Raw genomic sequence first — 15,316 nt, forward strand, 5'->3', positions numbered from 1 at the left:
GGCGGGCCCTTGCGTCGGAGGCCACCTCGTGCACGGGGCTATACCCCCGGGGGTGTTTTGCATTCATTCGCCATACCCCCTAGGGTATGCGTCGAACCCCTCCCCGACCGCAACGGAAGAGAGCGCCCATGTCCACGACGACCACCGGTCGCCACCCCCTGTCGACACCCGACGTCGACCCCGAGATCGGCTACCGTCCCGGTCCGCTGGGGCGGCTCGGGCTGCTCGTCACCCGGCACGCCCGGACCACCACGATCGTGTGGCTGCTCGTCATCGCCGGACTCGGAGCCTTCGCACCCCGGGTCGAGCACGCCCTCTCGGGTGCGGGCTGGCAGGCGGACGGGTCCGAGTCGGTCGCGGTCCGCGAGCTCGCCCAGGAGCACTTCGGCGGCAACGCCAGCTCCGCGATCCAGGTGGTCGTGAAGAGCACCGACGGTCCGGTCACCGAGGGTTCCGGCAAGCAGGTCCTCGCCGAGGTCACGCGGACCCTCGAGGCCGACCCCCGGATCGCCGACGTGGTCGCACCGCAGCCCGGCGCCACGCTCAGCGAGGACGGCTCCACGGCCGTCGTGCTCGCCGGTGCCGGCGCCGACCCGAACGAGATGGTGCGGGTCGCCGACGACCTCAAGGGACCGCTGCAGGACCTCTCCACGTCGGGCGTGCAGGTCAACCCGACCGGCGCCAGCCTGCTCTGGTCGGACTTCAACGCCGCCAACCTCGACGCGATGATGACGTCGGAGATGTTCTCCTGGCCGGTGACCCTGGCGATCCTGGTGCTCGCCTTCGGCGCCCTCGTCGCGGCCGGACTCCCGCTGGTCCTCACCCTCGCCGGCCTGGTCGCCTCCGCCGGGTCGCTGGTCCTGATCAACCAGCTGGTGCCGGTGTCGATCTGGGCGATGAACTTCGCGATGATGTTCTCGCTGGCCCTCGGCATCGACTACGCGCTCTTCATGGTCGTCCGCTACCGGGCCGCCCGGATGGGCGACCACTCGACCCGCCGTACGTCCATCGCCGAGACCATGGACACGGCCGGCAAGGCGGTGCTGCTGTCGGGCGCCACCGTGCTGGTCTCGCTGTCCGCGGTGATGCTGGTCCCGTCGCCGTCGTTCCGTTCGATGGCCGGCGGCATCATGCTCTCGGTGGTCTTCGTCCTCGCCGCGACGCTCACGCTGCTGCCGCTGGTGCTGTTCAAGCTCGACCACCGCATCAACCGGCTGGCCCTGCGCTGGGTGCACTCCGGGGAGCACCGCTCGCCCCGGTTCGCCGCCTGGGGCGAGCGCCTGTGGAAGCGGCCGGTCGCCTTCGGCCTCGGCTCGCTCGTCGTCCTCGTCGCCCTGGCTGCGCCGATCCTGGGCCTGAAGACCGCGATGCCCTCGATCAAGGTGCTGCCCGAGGACGCCAGCGCCCGCGTCGGCTACGACCTCGTCCAGGAGTCCTTCGGCGAGGGCGCCCCCGGCACCCTCCAGGTGGTCGTGGGCAAGGCGGACGCCCAGCGCGCCGCCCGTGTCCTCTCCGAGGACCCCGGCATCGCCGGGGCGATGCCGGCGACGCCCGCCGCGGACGGCAGCGACCACGCCCTGATCCAGGCCGTGCCCACCGTCGACCCCTCGGACCCGGCCCTGGCCGACACCGTGGACCGGCTGCGTGCCGACCTGCCCGGCTCCGCCCTGGTCGGCGGGGCTGCGGTCGAGAACCTCGACCTCAAGACGCAGCTGGACGAGTCCACCCCGTTGGTGATCGGGGTGGTCCTCGCCCTTGGCTTCCTCCTGTTGCTGGTCGCCCTCCAGGCACCGCTCATCGCGCTGCTGGGCACCCTGGCCAGCCTGCTGTCGACCGCCGCCGCGTTCGGCGTCGCCCGCCTGGTCTTCCAGGACGGTTGGGGGTCGGGCTTCCTCGGCTTCGAGCACCAGGGCTTCCTGGACGCGTGGGCGCCGGTGTTCTTCTTCGCGATGATCTTCGCGATCGCGATGGACTACACGGTCTTCCTGCTCGCCTCCGCCAAGGAGCACTTCGAGCACAGCGGTGACCCGAAGGAGGCGATGGTCGGGGCGCTCGCGCACTCCGGGCGCGTGATCTTCGCGGCAGGCGCGGTGATGGTGGCGGTGTTCTTCACCTTCGCCTTGTCCGGCCCGCTGCCGCCCAAGGAGATGGGCATCATCCTCGGCATCGCGGTGCTGCTGGACGCCTTCCTGGTCCGCCTGGTCCTGCTGCCCGTGCTGCTCCGGCTCACCGGCCGGGCCGCCTGGTACGTCCCGCGCTGGCTGCGCCGGGTGCTGCCCGACATCCGCTTCTCGCACGGATGAGGCGCCCCGTGCCCACGCCGTACGCTGACCCACGAGACGAAGAGAGAACCATGAACGTCGACCGCGCCGTCCTCGCCCTGGCCGGCACCATCGTCCTGCTGAGCGTCCTCCTCGGTGTGCTCCTGTCACCGTGGTGGCTGGCCCTGACCGCCTTCGTCGGCCTCAACCTGCTGCAGTCGAGCGTCACGGGCTCCTGCCCGGCCGCGGTCGTGCTCCGGAGGTTCGGCGTCTCCTCGGGGTGCGCGTTCCGATGACCGCCGAGAGCCCTCGCGAGCACTGGGACGCGGTCTACGGCAACAAGGACTCCCGCGAGGTCTCGTGGTTCCAGCCGAGCGCCGACGTGTCGGCCCGGCTGGTCGGCGGTCAGCCGGGCTCGGTCGTCGACGTCGGCGCCGGGGCGTCGGTGCTGGTCGACGAGCTGCTGGCTGCCGGCCGGTCGGACCTCACGCTCCTGGACGTGTCCCGCGCCGCGCTGGCCGAGACCCGGCGGCGCCTGGGCACCCGGGCCGACGAGGTGGCGTTCGTGGTCGGCGACGTCCTCGACTGGGATCCCGGTCGCACCTACGACTGCTGGCACGACCGGGCGGTCTTCCACTTCCTCACCGACCCCGTCCGGCAACAGCAGTACGTCGCCACCGCGGCCCGTGCGGTGCGTCCCGGCGGGGCACTGGTGCTGGGCACGTTCGGACCCGACGGCCCGACCAGCTGCTCCGGGCTGCCCACCGCCCGGTGGGCCCCGGAGGAGCTGGCTGCGGTGTTCGCGGAGCACGCCTCGCTCGAGCACGCCGAGACCGAGGTCCACCGCACGCCGTGGGGCTCCGAGCAGCAGTTCACGTGGGTCGTGCTGCGGCGCACGTCCGCCTGAGCGGGGCGGACCACCGGTATTCAATTGGGTCGCCGGCAACCCCCGTCGCTAGCATCGAGGGGTGGGCAGGCCCCGTGCCACGAGCACCGAGGAGCGGCTCCAGGCGTCCGCGCCCGCATCCGTGCGGGTCCGCGGACCCGAGGAGGACGCACCGACGCGCCGTGAGGCAACCAGGCTGACCGTCACCCTGTGGGTCGTGACGGCACTGTTCGCTGCCGTCACGCTGATCCGGTCCGTGGCGCTGGACATCCCGCTGCGCGACCCCGAGGGCAAGATGTTCCGCAATCGCCTCGGCGCGGCCGTGGTGCTCCTCGTCCTGCTCGCGCTCGCCGACGCGCTGGTCCGTGCCTGGCGGTCCCGTACGCCGGGTGGCCGAGGCCTCGGGCACGGGGTGCTCCGGGCCCTGCAGGGGCGCTGGACCACCCGCCGTACGTTCCTCGTCGCCTCCGGGGTGCTCGCCTACCACGTCGTCTACGTCTGCTACCGCAACCTCAAGAGCTGGAACGCCTTCAACGGGGAGCGGGACGGGCAGCTGCTCGATCTCGACAAGGCCCTCTTCCTCGGCCACTCCCCCGCGGAACTGCTGCACGACCTGTTCGGCCAGGGCGACGCAGCCGTGTTCTTCTCGGTCGTCTACCGCTCGTTCACCTACCTCATCCCGCTGTCGGTGGTGGGCACCCTCGCGGTGCTGCGGGTGCGCAACTCCTACGTGATGCTCTGGTCGGGGATCTGGGTGTGGATCCTCGGCGTCGCCTCCTACTACCTGGTGCCGTCGGTCGGGCCGTTCGCCGCGGCGCCCGCCGAGTTCGCCGGGCTGCGGCCGACCGCGATCACCGACACCCAGCTGGAGTACGTCACCGAGCGCAACCACCTGCTGGCCACCCCCGCGTCCCCGGACGCGTTCGCCAGCATCGGTGCCTTCGCCAGCCTGCACGTCGCGTTCACCTGCGTCATCCTGCTGGTCTCGGCGTACTACCGGTGGCGGGTCCTGACCGCGGTCCTCGCCGTCTACCTCGTCGGCGTCATCCTCTCGACGGTCTACTTCGGCTGGCACTTCGTCGCCGACGACATCGCCGGCGTGGTCATCGCGGTGCTCTCGGTGCTGCTGGCCCTGCTCATCGTCAACGGTCCGCGCCTGTGGCGCGACGAGCCGGCGGCCGAGCCCGGGAGCGCCCCGTGAGCACGACGCGGGAGTCCCCGACCGTGCCGGCCACCGCGACCCGGACCGGCTCCGGGACGACCAGCCTCCCCACCCGGTCCCCGGGCCCCTCCTGGGCCCGGGTCCCTCCCCGGTGGCGGGCCCCGGCCGTGGTCCTCCTCGCGATGGTGGTGGCCGGCGTCCTGCACCTGCTCTGGTGGCGGTTCATGGCCGGGAACGGCGGCGACATCGCCGCCCAGGACGCGTGGGCCGAGTTCGCACGCAAGCACCCGGGCAGCGCCTACAACCTCGGCTGGTACGGCGGCATGCACCCGATCTCCTACAGCGTGCTCTCGCCGTACGTCATGGCTGCACTCGGGGTGCGCCTGACCATGGTGATCGCCGGCACCATCTCCGCCGGCCTGCTCGCCTGGCTCCTGGTCGGGCGGATCGGCCAGGCCCACCGCTGGCAGCCTGCCGTGTACGGCGCGGTCGCCCTGGTCGGCAACGCGATCTCCGGGCGGGTCACGTTCGCGCTCGGCACGATGTTCGGGCTGGCGGCGCTCTGCGTTGTCTTCGCGTGGCCGTGGCCGGCCGCCCGCACCCGGTGGCGCTGGGTGCGGGGCGTGCTCGCCGCCCTCTGCTCCGGGCTGGCGACCGCGATGAGCCCGGTCGCGGGCCTCTTCCTGGGCGTGATCGCCGCCGCCTGCTGGCTCCAGCGCCGCCGGGCCGCCGCGCTGGCGATCGGCCTGCCTCCCGTGGTCGTGGTGGCGGTGTCCACCCTGCTGTTCCCGTTCGAGGGCTGGCAGCCGATGTCGTGGAACTCCACGATCCTCCCGATCGCGACCGGCCTCGGCGTGGTCCTGCTGGTGCCGGCCGGCTGGCACGTCGTCCGCATGGCCGGCGCACTGTACGTCGTCGCGGTGGTCCTCGCGTGGGCGGTGCCCTCGCCGATCGGGTCCAACATCACCCGGCTCGGGCTGCTGTTCGGCGGGGTGGCGCTCGTCGCCGCCGCGACCGTCGAGATCCGGTCGTCGCTGGCCGCCCGCCGGCTCGGCGAGCGCGCCGCGCAGGTGCTGCTGATCCTGGCGCTGGCCACGGCCACCACCTGGCAGGTCTCGACCGTGGCCAGGGACTCCGCGAACTCCGCGCTGCCCGAGGCGGTCACCCGCGACATCGACCCGCTGCTCGCCCAGCTCGCGGCCCGCGGCGCCGACCGGGCCCGGGTCGAGGTGGTGCCGACGCACAACCACAGCGAGAGCACCATGATCGCTCCGCACGTGCCGCTGGCCCGCGGCTGGAACCGGCAGGCCGACGCCCGCCGCAACCCGATCTTCTACGGCGACCGGCCGCTGACCCGTCAGTCGTACCGCCGCTGGCTGCACCGCTGGGCCGTCGCGTACGTCGTGCTGTCGACCGGCAAGCCGGACCCGGCTGCGGAGGACGAGGCCGCGCTGGTCGCCGGCGGGCTGCCCTACCTGCGGCGGGTGTGGGCGGACTCGGCCTGGACGCTCTACGCGGTGCGCAAGCCGACCCCGCTGGTCTCGGAGCCGGGCCGGGTCCTCGCGTACGACGCCGCGCAGCTCACCATCACCACCCCGCGCGCGGCCCGCATCACCATCCGGATCGCCGACTCCCCGTGGCTGAGCCTCGTCGACGAGACCGGCGAGGCTCTGCCCGCCGACGCCGGCGCCTGCCTCACCCATCTCTCCGCCGACCTGCCCGAGGACTCTCCTCCGCCACCCGACGACTGGCTGGTGCTCGACGCGCCGGGCGCCGGCACCTACCGCATCGCGGCGCCGTACAAGCTGCCCCGGGGGACGGCCTGCCCGTAGAGCCGGTGACCCCGCAGGGCCGCGCCACGTGGTCGCCGTGGCGCGGCGTGCTGGCGTTCGGCCTGGTCAGCCTGTCCGCGGACATGGTCTACGAGGGCATGCGGTCCATCGCGGGCCCGTTCCTCGCGTCCCTCGGCGCGTCCGCGCTCACGGTCGGCGTGGTCACCGGCGCCGGCGAGGGCATCGCGCTGGTGCTGCGCCTGGTCGCCGGGCCGATCGCGGACCGGACCCAGAGGCACTGGGCGCTGACCATCCTCGGCTACGCGATGACCGCGGTCTGCGTGCCGCTGCTCGCGGTCGCCCCGGCGCTCGGCTCGCTCGGGCTCGGGGTGGCCGCCGCGCTGATCCTGCTGGAGCGCACCGGCAAGGCGCTGCGCAGTCCCTCGAAGTCGGTGCTGCTGGCCGCCGCCGCGCACGCGGTCGGCCGGGGCAAGGGGTTCGGTGTGCACAAGGCGCTCGACCAGGTCGGCGCCTTCGCCGGGCCGCTGGTGGTCGCCGGCGTGGTCGCGGTGTCCGGGACGATCTGGCCGGCGTTCGCGCTCCTGGCGATCCCGGGGGCGGTGTCCCTCGTGCTGCTGGCGGTGCTGCGGACCCGGCTCGCGGTCTCCTCGGTCGAGCCCGCGCCCGCCGCTCCCGCACCCCGCGTCGCCCCGGGTGGCCGGCCGCGGCTGCCCGGCACGTTCCACGCGTTCGCGACCGCGGTGGCGGTCAGCACCGCCGGGCTGATGACGTTCGGGATCTTCGGCTACCACCTCGTCGACGCCGGACTGGTCTCCGACGCCGGGGTGCCGGTCGTGTACGCCGGCGCGATGGCCGCCGGCGCCGTGTCCGCACTCGCAGCCGGGGCGGCGTACGACCGCTGGAACCACGCAGTGCTGCTCCTGCTGCCGGCGCTCGTCGCGCCGGTGCCGGCGCTCGCCCTCGCCGGGAGCCTCGGCCCCGTCCTGGCCGGCATCGGCCTGTGGGGCGCAGCCACCGGCATCCAGGACTCGACGGTCAAGGCACTGGTCGCGGACCTGGTGGCGCCGGCCGGGCGGGCCACGGCGTACGGCGTGTTCGCGGCGTACCAGGGGGTGGCGGCGCTGGTCGGCGGCACGGTCGCGGGAGCCCTCTACCGCGACCACGCGACGCTTCTCGCCACCGGCATCGCCGTGCTGCAGGTGGCGGCGTACCTCCCGCTGGTGCGGGCGCTCCGGGCGGCCAGGCTCCACTGATGGGTCCTTGGTCCCCCGGGCTCGGTCTGTTGAGCCCTGACCCGTGCCGGACCTCCGACCGCATCGTGGAGGTGAGCCCGAGACGGAGGGAGCAGCGCCGTGCAGACCAACAGCGCCGGAACGATCGTGGTCGGCCTCGACGGGTCGAGGTCCTCGGAGCTCGCCCTCGCGTGGGCGATCGAGCAGTCGCGGCTGGAGCACCGCGACCTGACGCTGGTGCACGCCGCCGCGCACGAGGATCCGGAGACCGGGCCCGCCCTCATGGTCCGTGCCCGCCAGGTGATCGAGCACAAGGCACCGGGGCTCCCGGCGTACGAGCGGATCGAGGCGGGTGACGCCCGCGACGTGCTGATCGGCGCCGCCACCGGCGCCGCGATGCTGGTGATCGGCTCGCGCGGCCGCGGACCGGTGCACAGCGCGCTGCTCGGGTCGGTCGGCGTGGCCGTCGCCCGGCACGCCCCCTGCCCCGCCGTCGTGCTGCGGCCCGGCAACCCGGGGCTGGTGCGTGACGGGATCCTGGTCGGCATCGACGCCACCGAGCACTCGCGCGCGCCGCTGGAGTTCGCCTACCGGCAGGCCTCCCTGCGGCGGCTGCCGCTCACGGTGCTGCACGCGACGCCGGCCGCCGTACCGGTGAGCTCGGTGCCGTACATCGTGCCCGGCGAGGCCGAGAGCCTCGACGACGCCCGCCTGCTGCTGGCCGAGGCGACCTCCGGGATGGGCGAGAAGTACCCCGACGTCAACGTCCGCACCCGCGTCGTCACCGGCCCCGCCCGCAGCGCGCTGCTGCGGATCTCGCAGCGGATGAACATGGTGGTGATCGGCTCGCACCAGGGCCCGGCCGCCGCGGACGTCGTACCCGGCGGGACCGTGCCGACCTCGGTCCTCGGCCACGCCACCTGCGCCGTCGCCGTCGTCCCCAGCGACCTCTGACGCGCGAGGACACGAACCGCGGACCGCTGGCGCTCGCTCCTCGACCAAGGGGACCGTCAGTCGAGGAGGACGCGCTCGCCGAGGGTGGGGACGGCGGAGGTCCAGCCGAGCTCGTCGGTGATCCGGCGGGACAGGGCGGCGGCAGCGGAGTGCTCGCCGTGCACCACGTACGTCGTCGTGGGCGGGGAGGCGGCCGAGCGCAGCCAGGCAAGGGTCTCGTCGGCGTCGGAGTGCACCGAGAAGTCCTCGACGGAGACGACCTCGGCGTGCACCGGCACGTAGCGGCCGTGGATCTTCACCTCGCGGGCGCCCTCGAGCAGGCGCCGACCGCGGGTGCCCTCGGCCTGGTAGCCGGTGAGCACGACCGTGTTGCGCGGGTTCGGCAGCTGGTGACGGAGGTGGTGCACGACCCGGCCGCCGGAGCCCATGCCGGAGGCGGAGATCACGATGCACGGGTACGGCGGCTCGTTGAGGTCGCGCGACTCGTCCGGGTCGCGGACCACCCGCAGGTCGCCGGGGTCGAACGGGTCGGGGCCGCGCTGCCGGCGGGTCCCGGCACCGTCGCGGCCGAGCGCACGCCGGTAGACCGCGAGCGCGGCCAGAGCCATCGGGCTGTCGACGAACACCGGCACCTTCGGGATCTCGCCGGCCCGGGTCAGCCGGGCCAGCTCCATGAGCACCAGCTCGGTCCGGTCGACCGCGAAAGCCGGGATGAGGACGGTCCCACCGCGCTTGACCGTGCGGCGGACCGCCTCGGCCAGCAGCCCGGGGTCGGGGTCGGGGTGCGCGCGGTCGCCGTACGTGGCCTCCACCAGCAGCGTGTCCGCGGCCGGCGGTGCGTGCCGGGGCGCGAGCAGGGGGTGGTGCGGCCGCCCGAGGTCGCCGCTGAACACCACGCGGTGCCCGTCGGCCTCGAGCGCCACGATCGCCGAGCCCAGGATGTGCCCTGCCGGGAGCAGCACGGCCTTGGGTCCACCGTGCAGCGCGACCGGCTCGCCGTACGACGTCGGGGCCAGCAGCGGGAGGGTCCGCTCGACGTCCTCGCCGTCGTAGAGCGGCAGCGCGGGATGGTGCTTGGAGAACCCCATGGCGTTGGCGTACGCCGCGTCCTCCTCCTGGAGGTGGGCACTGTCACGAAGCACGATGGTGGCCAGCTCGGCGGTCTCGGGGGTGCACACGATCCGGCCGCGGAACCCGTCCCGGACCAGGCGCGGAAGGTATCCGGTGTGGTCGAGGTGGGCGTGCGTGACCAGCACGTCACCGATCGTCGAGGGGTCCACCGGGAACGGGTCCCAGTTGCGCCGGCGCAGCTCGGCCAGCCCCTGGTAGAGGCCGGCGTCGACGAGCGCTCGCGCGGTGGCTGTCTCGACCAGGAAGCGGCTGCCGGTCACGGTGCCGGCACCGCCGAGGAAGGTGAGCGACGGCCGGGTCATGCCGGACGCCTAGGTCGCGGTGACGCGCCCGAAGCGCAGGCCGATCACGCCGGGCACCGACGACACGAGCACCTCGGCCAGCCGCTCCTCGGAGACGTCGACAGGACCCTCCACGGTGACGATCCCGTCCGCGACCTCCACCATCCAGTCGCGCCCGTCCTGCCGGATCAGCTCGTCGATCTCGGCCTCGATCCGCTCGTCCTGGCGCGACAGCAGCCGGACGATGTCGCGCCGGCTGACGATGCCGACCACCTTGCCGTGGTCGACCACCGGGAGGCTCTTCACCACCGTGCTGGTGAGCAGGTCGGCGGCCTTCGCCAGCTCGGTGTCGCCGGTGACCGTGAGCGGGTGGTTGCTCATCACGTCGGCGACCCGGGCCAGGAACGGGGCGGTCGTGAGCCGCACCGGGAGCTCGTGCACCCGCGGGTCGGGCACGACCATCTCGCGGATCACGTCGGCCTCGCTGACCACGCCGACCAGGAACCCGTTCGTGTCGACGACGGGCAGGGCAGCGACGTCGTGGCGGTCGAGGAGCCCGATGGCCTCCTTGACCGTGGCCCGCTCGGAGACCGTCACGGCCGGAGCGGTCATCACCTCACGTACCAGCATCGGACTCTCCTCGCCTCGTGCGCCCCGACGGGGCGCGCCCTCCTTGTGCACTTCCACTCTTGACCGGCACCGGGCACCGGAGCAGGGTCGTTGGGGCCGGGCGCAGGGGCACAAGGGCCCTCCCGGCGCGGGAGGGCGGACGGAGAGAGTGTCCGCAGGAGGTGCCATGCCCGAGACACTGCCTGGATCGAACCTGTCCGACGCGACGCCCGCGTCCCTGACCGCGGACAGGCGGCCACCACGCGCCGCCGACGTGCTGCTCACCGACGGCCGGATCGCGTCGATCCGCCCGCTGGTCCCGGCGGACAGGGAGGGCCTCGACGCACTGCACGACGCGGTCTCCGACGAGTTCCTGCGCCTGCGGTTCTTCGCCTACGACCGCAGCGCGGGGCACCGGTACGTCGAGCACCTGATGTCGGAGGACGAGGGCACGGTCGCGACCCTGGTGGCCACCCTGGCCGGCCGGATCGTGGCCGTCGCCACCGCCGAGCGGGAGTCGACGGACGCCGCCGAGGTGGCGTTCCTGGTCGCCGACGACGAGCACGGTCACGGGCTCGGCAGCCTGCTCCTCGAGCACCTCGCCGCGGCCTGCCGCGACCGGGGCATCCGCCGCTTCGTCGCGGACGTGCTGCCCGAGAACGCGCTCATGATCCGGGTCTTCCGGGACGCCGGGTTCACGGTCTCCCGGCGGACCGAGCTCGGCGTGGTCGGCGTGGAGATGAGCACCGAGGCCTCGGCCCGGGCGATCGAGGCCGCCGACGCCCGCGAGTGCGCGTCCGAGGCGGCGTCGCTGGCGCCGCTGCTGCGGCCCTCGACCGTCGCCGTGGTCGGCGTACGACGCGAGGGCGCCGGCCTGGGGCACGCGGTCCTGACCTCGATCCGGGAGGGGGGCTTCACCGGCGAGGTGTACGTCGTGCACCCGGCGGTCAGCGAGATCGACGGCGTGCCGGCCTACCCCTCGCTGCGGGACGTGCCCGCGCGTGTCGACCTGGCGCTGGTCACCGTGCCTGCCGCGCGGGTGCTGGCCGCCGTCGAGGACGCGGCGGCGGCCGACGTCGGCTCCGTGGTGGTCATCTCGTCCGGCCTCGGCGAGCTCGGCGTGGAGGGCGCCGCGATCCAGGACCGGATGCTGCGCACCGCCCGCAGCCACGACATGCGGCTGGTCGGACCGAACTGCCTCGGGGTGATGGCCAACGACCCCGGCATCCGTCTCAACGCCACCTTCTCCCCCGCCGTGCCACCGCCCGGCGGACTGGCCGTCGCCTCGCAGTCCGGCGGGGTCGGCATCGCCCTGCTCGACCTCGCCCGCGAGCTCGGCCTCGGCGTGCAGGCCTTCGTCTCGCTGGGCAACAAGGCCGACGTGTCCGGCAACGACCTCCTCGCGGCCTGGATGGACGACCCGGACGTCACCGGCGCCGCGCTCTACCTCGAGTCCTTCGGCAACGCCGCCAAGTTCGCGCGGATGGCGCGGCGGTTCTCCGAGCGCAAGCCGCTGCTGGCCGTCGTGGGCGGCCGGTCCGCCAGCGGGCGCCGGGCCGGCGCCTCCCACACCGCGGCGGCCGCGACCCCCGCGGTCGGCATCGACGCCCTGTTCGCGCAGGCCGGCGTGATCGCCAGCCCGACCGCCGAGGCGATGGGCCGGACCGCCCTGCTGCTCGCCGAGCAGCCGCTGCCCGCCGGGCGCCGGCTCGCTGTGGTCAGCAACGCCGGCGGGCTGGGCGTGCTCGCCGCGGACGCGGCGGAGGCGGCCGGACTGCTGGTGCCCTCGCTCACCGACGACCTCCGGACCCGGGTGGGCGCGCACGTCTCCGTCACCACCGGCACCAGCAACCCGGTCGACCTGGGCGCCGGCGCATCCGCCGAGAACCTCACCGCGGTCCTCGGGCCGCTGCTCGACTCCGACGAGACCGACGTGGTGCTGGTGGTCGTGGTCCCCACCCGGGTCGCGCCCGCCGGTCCCCTGGTCGACGCCGTCGCCCGCGCCCGCGGGGCCCGGCCGGACAAGCCCGTCGTCCTGGTCGCGCTCGGCGACCTGGCCACGGAGGTCCCCGGCGTGACCGTGTTCCGGGCCACCGACCACGCGATCGACGCGGTCGCCGATGCCGTGCGGTACGCCGAGTGGCGGCGCATCCCCGCCGACGACCCGGAGCCCCGCGACGCCGCCCGGGCCGACTCGGCACGCGCCACCGCGCGGGCCGCGCTCGACGTCAATGACGGCGCGCCCCGCTGGCTCGGTGCCGCCGACGTGTCACACCTGCTCGAGCCCTACGCCCTGGCTCCGGCCGGCGCGGTCGTCCACGACCCGCTGCGGGCCGCGGAGGTCGCCACCGGGCTCGGCTTCCCGGTCGCGGTCAAGGTCGCCGACCCCGACGTCGTGCACAAGACCGACCGCGGGCTGGTCCGGGTCGGGCTCGGGACGGCGCCGGAGGTGCTGGCCGCGGTGCGCGCGTTCGGCGAGGAGCTGGGACACGACGTACCGACGCTGGTGCAACCGGTGGTGGCCGGCGTCGAGGTGGCGCTCGGGATCACGCGTGACCCGCAGTTCGGGCCGCTGGTGATGGTCGCCGCCGGTGGCGTGGCCACCAACATCCTCGACGACCGGACGTTCCTGATGCCGCCCTTCTCCCGCCGCGACGCAGCCGCCGCGATCCGGTCGCTGCGGATCTGGCCGCTGCTCGACGGCTATCGGGGTGCTCCACGGACCGACGTGGCCGGCCTGGAGGCGACGCTGGTCGCCCTGGGCAGCCTCGCCGTCGAGGTGCCCGAGGTCGCCGAGCTGGACCTGAACCCGGTGATGTGCACGCCGGACGGCCCGGTCCTGGTGGACGTGAAGGTGCGGCTGGCGGCCGCCATCCCGGTCGACGCCGGGGTACCCCGGCGGCTGCGCGACCCGGCAGGTCCGGGCTCCATCGGGTGACCTGCCGCCGGCGTCAGCCGAGCACCGCGGTCGCGACCGCGAAGTAGATCACCAGCGAGAGCAGGTCCTGGACGACGGTCGCGAGCGGGCCGCTGCCGAAAGCCGGGTCGACACCGCGCCGGGCCATCGCGATCGGCAGGCCGGCCGCGACCACCGTGGCCACGCTGCAGGCCGCGAGCAGCGCCACGGACACGGCCACCGCAAGCGCCGGGTCCCCCAGCGCCAGCCAGACCGCCGGCAGCGTCACGCCGGCGAGGAGCAGGCCGAGTGCCGGCCCGGTGATCGCCTCCAGCCGCAGGGAGCGGCGTACCGGCGCACCGACCGAGAGCCCGCGCACCACCAGTGCCTCGGTCTGGGTGCCGACCGCGTCCGCGAGGTACACCACGCCCGGGATGAAGAACGCCAGCCGCACGTCCTCCTCGAGACGGGTGTCGAACAACCCGACCAGCCAGGCCGAGGCCGCCGCCCCGGCGAGTCCCAGGGCGAGCCAGGGAAGCCGGTGCCAGAGCCGGCGGCCGACCCGCTCCTCGGCTGCCAGCCGCGCGGCCTGGGTGGAGGCCAGGTAGCCGCCGAGGCGGGCGAAGTCGTCGTCGTGGGCCTGGAGCAGGACCTCGAGCAGGTGCTGGGCGGGGACGATGCCGAGGAACGAGCCGGCGTCGTCGAGGACCGCCAGGCCGGACTCGCCGTGCCGGACCGCCTTCCAGGCCGCCTCCTCGCGGTCGATGCCCAGCGTCACCGTCGGCGGGTCCGCGTCCATCAGGACCTCCACCGGGAGGTCGGGATCGGCCGCGAGCAGGGCGACCAGCGGGACCAGGCCGACCAGCCGGTGCGGCGTGTCCGGACCGTCGCAGACGGCGACCGCGTCGACGCTCTCGTGCCGTCGCCCCACCAGGGCGGCACGGACGTCGCCGACGCGGTCGCCGGGCGCGCACACCGGGACCCGGTGCGTGAGGTGGCGGTCGACCGCACCGGGCAGGAGGCGTTCCTCCGGCCCGGGGTCGTCGGCCTCACGGTCGCGCGGTGCGCCGGACCGCAGGCGCATGGTGGTCAGCCGCTCGCGGAGTGCTCGGCCTCGCGCTCGCGACGCCGGGCCGTGGGCACCGGGTCGGCGAGCAGCACCGGGCAGGCGGAGGCGGTGAGGACCGCCCGGGCCACCGGACCCAGGTGCGAGCCGACCGGCATCACCGAGTCGTGGCGGCCGACCACGACCAGCGTGGACTCCTTGCTGGCCTCGATCAGGGCGTCCGCGGGACGGGCGTGCCTGGCCTCGATGTCGACCTTGACGCCGGTGGCCGCGTCGCCGAGCCCGGCCAGGACCTGCTCGATCTCGCCGCGGGCGCGGGCCGCCCACTGGCGGTTCTCGTCGGGAGAGATCAGCGCCTCGTCGTAGGCCACCGGGAAGCTCCAGGTGTGCAGGACGTGCAGGGTGGCCCCGCGGCGCTTCGCCACGTCGAGGGCGGCGCGGAGGACGTGCTCGGACTTGTCCGGTACGTCGACCCCGACGGTGATCCGCTCGTCGGTCCCGTCGAAGGGGTTCCAGTCGGCGGGGACCGAGACCACGGGCACCCGGGCATGGGCGGCGACGCCGCTGGCCACGGAGCGGGTGACGACCCGCTGCAGCTTGGTGAGGTCCCGGTGCTCCAGCACCACCATCCGGGCGTCGCTGGCGATGTCGACCAGCGCCGGGACGACCCGCCCGATCTGCAGGTCGGTCGTGACGGTGGTGCCCGGCTCGACCAGGTCCTCGAGCCGCTCGACGGCGGCGTTCAGCGCCATCCGTCCGACCTGCTCCTGGTCGGTGACCTCGACGAGCAGGCCGTCCGGGCCCTGCACCAGCAGGTGGACGACGTGGACGAGGTGGATGCCACAGCCGGCCGCCGCCGCCTCCCGGGCGGCGTACGCCAGCGCGGCGTCGATGTCGTCGGTTCCGACGGCGACCACGACGGGGGTGGGGTTCAGCTCGGTCATGACGGACCTCCTGCTCGTTGCCCTATGCCTCCACCGTCTCGCCGTGCGGACCCCCGGGACAGGGACCAACGGCCCGGCGCGGTCGGTCCGACGGCCCTGAA

General features: G+C 74.3%; 12 protein-coding genes. 8 read left to right on the forward strand and 4 right to left on the reverse strand.

The features are described 5' to 3' along the window. Positions 1 to 128 precede the first annotated feature (128 nt). The 7 genes from EKO23_RS01165 (at position 129) to EKO23_RS01195 (ending at position 8,288) form a co-directional block, all read left to right on the forward strand. A complete protein-coding gene (locus EKO23_RS01165) occupies positions 129 to 2,303 on the forward strand; it encodes an MMPL family transporter (protein ID WP_134713198.1) in 2,175 nt (724 codons plus the stop codon). Between the two features lie 50 nt (positions 2,304 to 2,353). Continuing rightward, positions 2,354 to 2,557: a YgaP family membrane protein gene (locus tag EKO23_RS01170; RefSeq protein ID WP_134713200.1), complete on the forward strand. Its 204-nt coding sequence runs from the start codon at positions 2,354 to 2,356 to the stop codon at positions 2,555 to 2,557. Then, a complete protein-coding gene (locus EKO23_RS01175; protein ID WP_134713202.1) occupies positions 2,554 to 3,168 on the forward strand; it encodes a class I SAM-dependent methyltransferase in 615 nt (204 codons plus the stop codon). The genes EKO23_RS01170 and EKO23_RS01175 overlap by 4 nt, the downstream gene beginning before the upstream one ends. Positions 3,169 to 3,229: 61 nt before the next feature. Beyond that, positions 3,230 to 4,348: a phosphatase PAP2 family protein gene (locus EKO23_RS01180; RefSeq protein ID WP_134713204.1), complete on the forward strand. Its 1,119-nt coding sequence runs from the start codon at positions 3,230 to 3,232 to the stop codon at positions 4,346 to 4,348. Further along, positions 4,345 to 6,141 carry an MFS transporter gene (locus EKO23_RS01185; protein ID WP_217702394.1) on the forward strand — a complete coding sequence of 599 codons (1,797 nt, stop codon included), beginning with the start codon at positions 4,345 to 4,347 and terminating at the stop codon, positions 6,139 to 6,141. The genes EKO23_RS01180 and EKO23_RS01185 overlap by 4 nt, the downstream gene beginning before the upstream one ends. A 5-nt stretch (positions 6,142 to 6,146) precedes the next feature. Next, a complete protein-coding gene (locus tag EKO23_RS01190; protein ID WP_246050838.1) occupies positions 6,147 to 7,355 on the forward strand; it encodes an MFS transporter in 1,209 nt (402 codons plus the stop codon). 99 nt (positions 7,356 to 7,454) lie between these two features. Beyond that, positions 7,455 to 8,288: a universal stress protein gene (locus EKO23_RS01195; RefSeq protein ID WP_134713206.1), complete on the forward strand. Its 834-nt coding sequence runs from the start codon at positions 7,455 to 7,457 to the stop codon at positions 8,286 to 8,288. Between the two features lie 56 nt (positions 8,289 to 8,344). Here EKO23_RS01195 and EKO23_RS01200 read toward each other — a convergent pair whose 3' ends face one another. After that, entirely contained in the window at positions 8,345 to 9,721 is a 1,377-nt protein-coding gene (locus EKO23_RS01200) for an MBL fold metallo-hydrolase RNA specificity domain-containing protein (protein WP_134713208.1), read from the reverse strand. A gap of 9 nt (positions 9,722 to 9,730) precedes the next feature. After that, complete coding sequence (locus EKO23_RS01205) at positions 9,731 to 10,330, reverse strand: CBS domain-containing protein (RefSeq protein ID WP_167880269.1); 600 nt, start codon at positions 10,328 to 10,330, stop codon at positions 9,731 to 9,733. Positions 10,331 to 10,496: 166 nt separating this feature from the next. Here EKO23_RS01205 and EKO23_RS01210 point away from each other — a divergent pair, with 166 nt between their 5' ends. Next, positions 10,497 to 13,247 carry a bifunctional acetate--CoA ligase family protein/GNAT family N-acetyltransferase gene (locus EKO23_RS01210; protein ID WP_167880270.1) on the forward strand — a complete coding sequence of 917 codons (2,751 nt, stop codon included), beginning with the start codon at positions 10,497 to 10,499 and terminating at the stop codon, positions 13,245 to 13,247. Between the two features lie 13 nt (positions 13,248 to 13,260). On the opposite strand, the gene EKO23_RS01215 is transcribed toward EKO23_RS01210, so the two are convergent. Together EKO23_RS01215 and EKO23_RS01220 are read right to left on the reverse strand one after the other, a co-directional pair. After that, positions 13,261 to 14,289 carry a magnesium transporter gene (locus EKO23_RS01215; RefSeq protein ID WP_134713213.1) on the reverse strand — a complete coding sequence of 343 codons (1,029 nt, stop codon included), beginning with the start codon at positions 14,287 to 14,289 and terminating at the stop codon, positions 13,261 to 13,263. 5 nt (positions 14,290 to 14,294) lie between these two features. Next, positions 14,295 to 15,215: a universal stress protein gene (locus tag EKO23_RS01220; RefSeq protein ID WP_134713215.1), complete on the reverse strand. Its 921-nt coding sequence runs from the start codon at positions 15,213 to 15,215 to the stop codon at positions 14,295 to 14,297. Between the last annotated feature and the right edge of the window lie 101 nt (positions 15,216 to 15,316).

The sequence above is a fragment of the Nocardioides guangzhouensis genome (assembly GCF_004519545.1).
GTDB classification, from domain to species: domain Bacteria; phylum Actinomycetota; class Actinomycetes; order Propionibacteriales; family Nocardioidaceae; genus Nocardioides; species Nocardioides guangzhouensis.

What these genes read in the sequence shown, in the direction of transcription:
- EKO23_RS01215 (WP_134713213.1), bottom strand. Translation starts at nt 14,289, where the DNA reads ATGCGCCTGCGGTCCGGCGCACCGCGCGACCGTGAGGCCGACGACCCC.
- EKO23_RS01210 (WP_167880270.1), top strand. Translation starts at nt 10,497, where the DNA reads ATGCCCGAGACACTGCCTGGATCGAACCTGTCCGACGCGACGCCCGCG.
- EKO23_RS01220 (WP_134713215.1), bottom strand. Translation starts at nt 15,215, where the DNA reads ATGACCGAGCTGAACCCCACCCCCGTCGTGGTCGCCGTCGGAACCGAC.
- EKO23_RS01165 (WP_134713198.1), top strand. Translation starts at nt 129, where the DNA reads ATGTCCACGACGACCACCGGTCGCCACCCCCTGTCGACACCCGACGTC.
- EKO23_RS01175 (WP_134713202.1), top strand. Translation starts at nt 2,554, where the DNA reads ATGACCGCCGAGAGCCCTCGCGAGCACTGGGACGCGGTCTACGGCAAC.
- EKO23_RS01200 (WP_134713208.1), bottom strand. Translation starts at nt 9,721, where the DNA reads ATGACCCGGCCGTCGCTCACCTTCCTCGGCGGTGCCGGCACCGTGACC.
- EKO23_RS01205 (WP_167880269.1), bottom strand. Translation starts at nt 10,330, where the DNA reads ATGCTGGTACGTGAGGTGATGACCGCTCCGGCCGTGACGGTCTCCGAG.
- EKO23_RS01170 (WP_134713200.1), top strand. Translation starts at nt 2,354, where the DNA reads ATGAACGTCGACCGCGCCGTCCTCGCCCTGGCCGGCACCATCGTCCTG.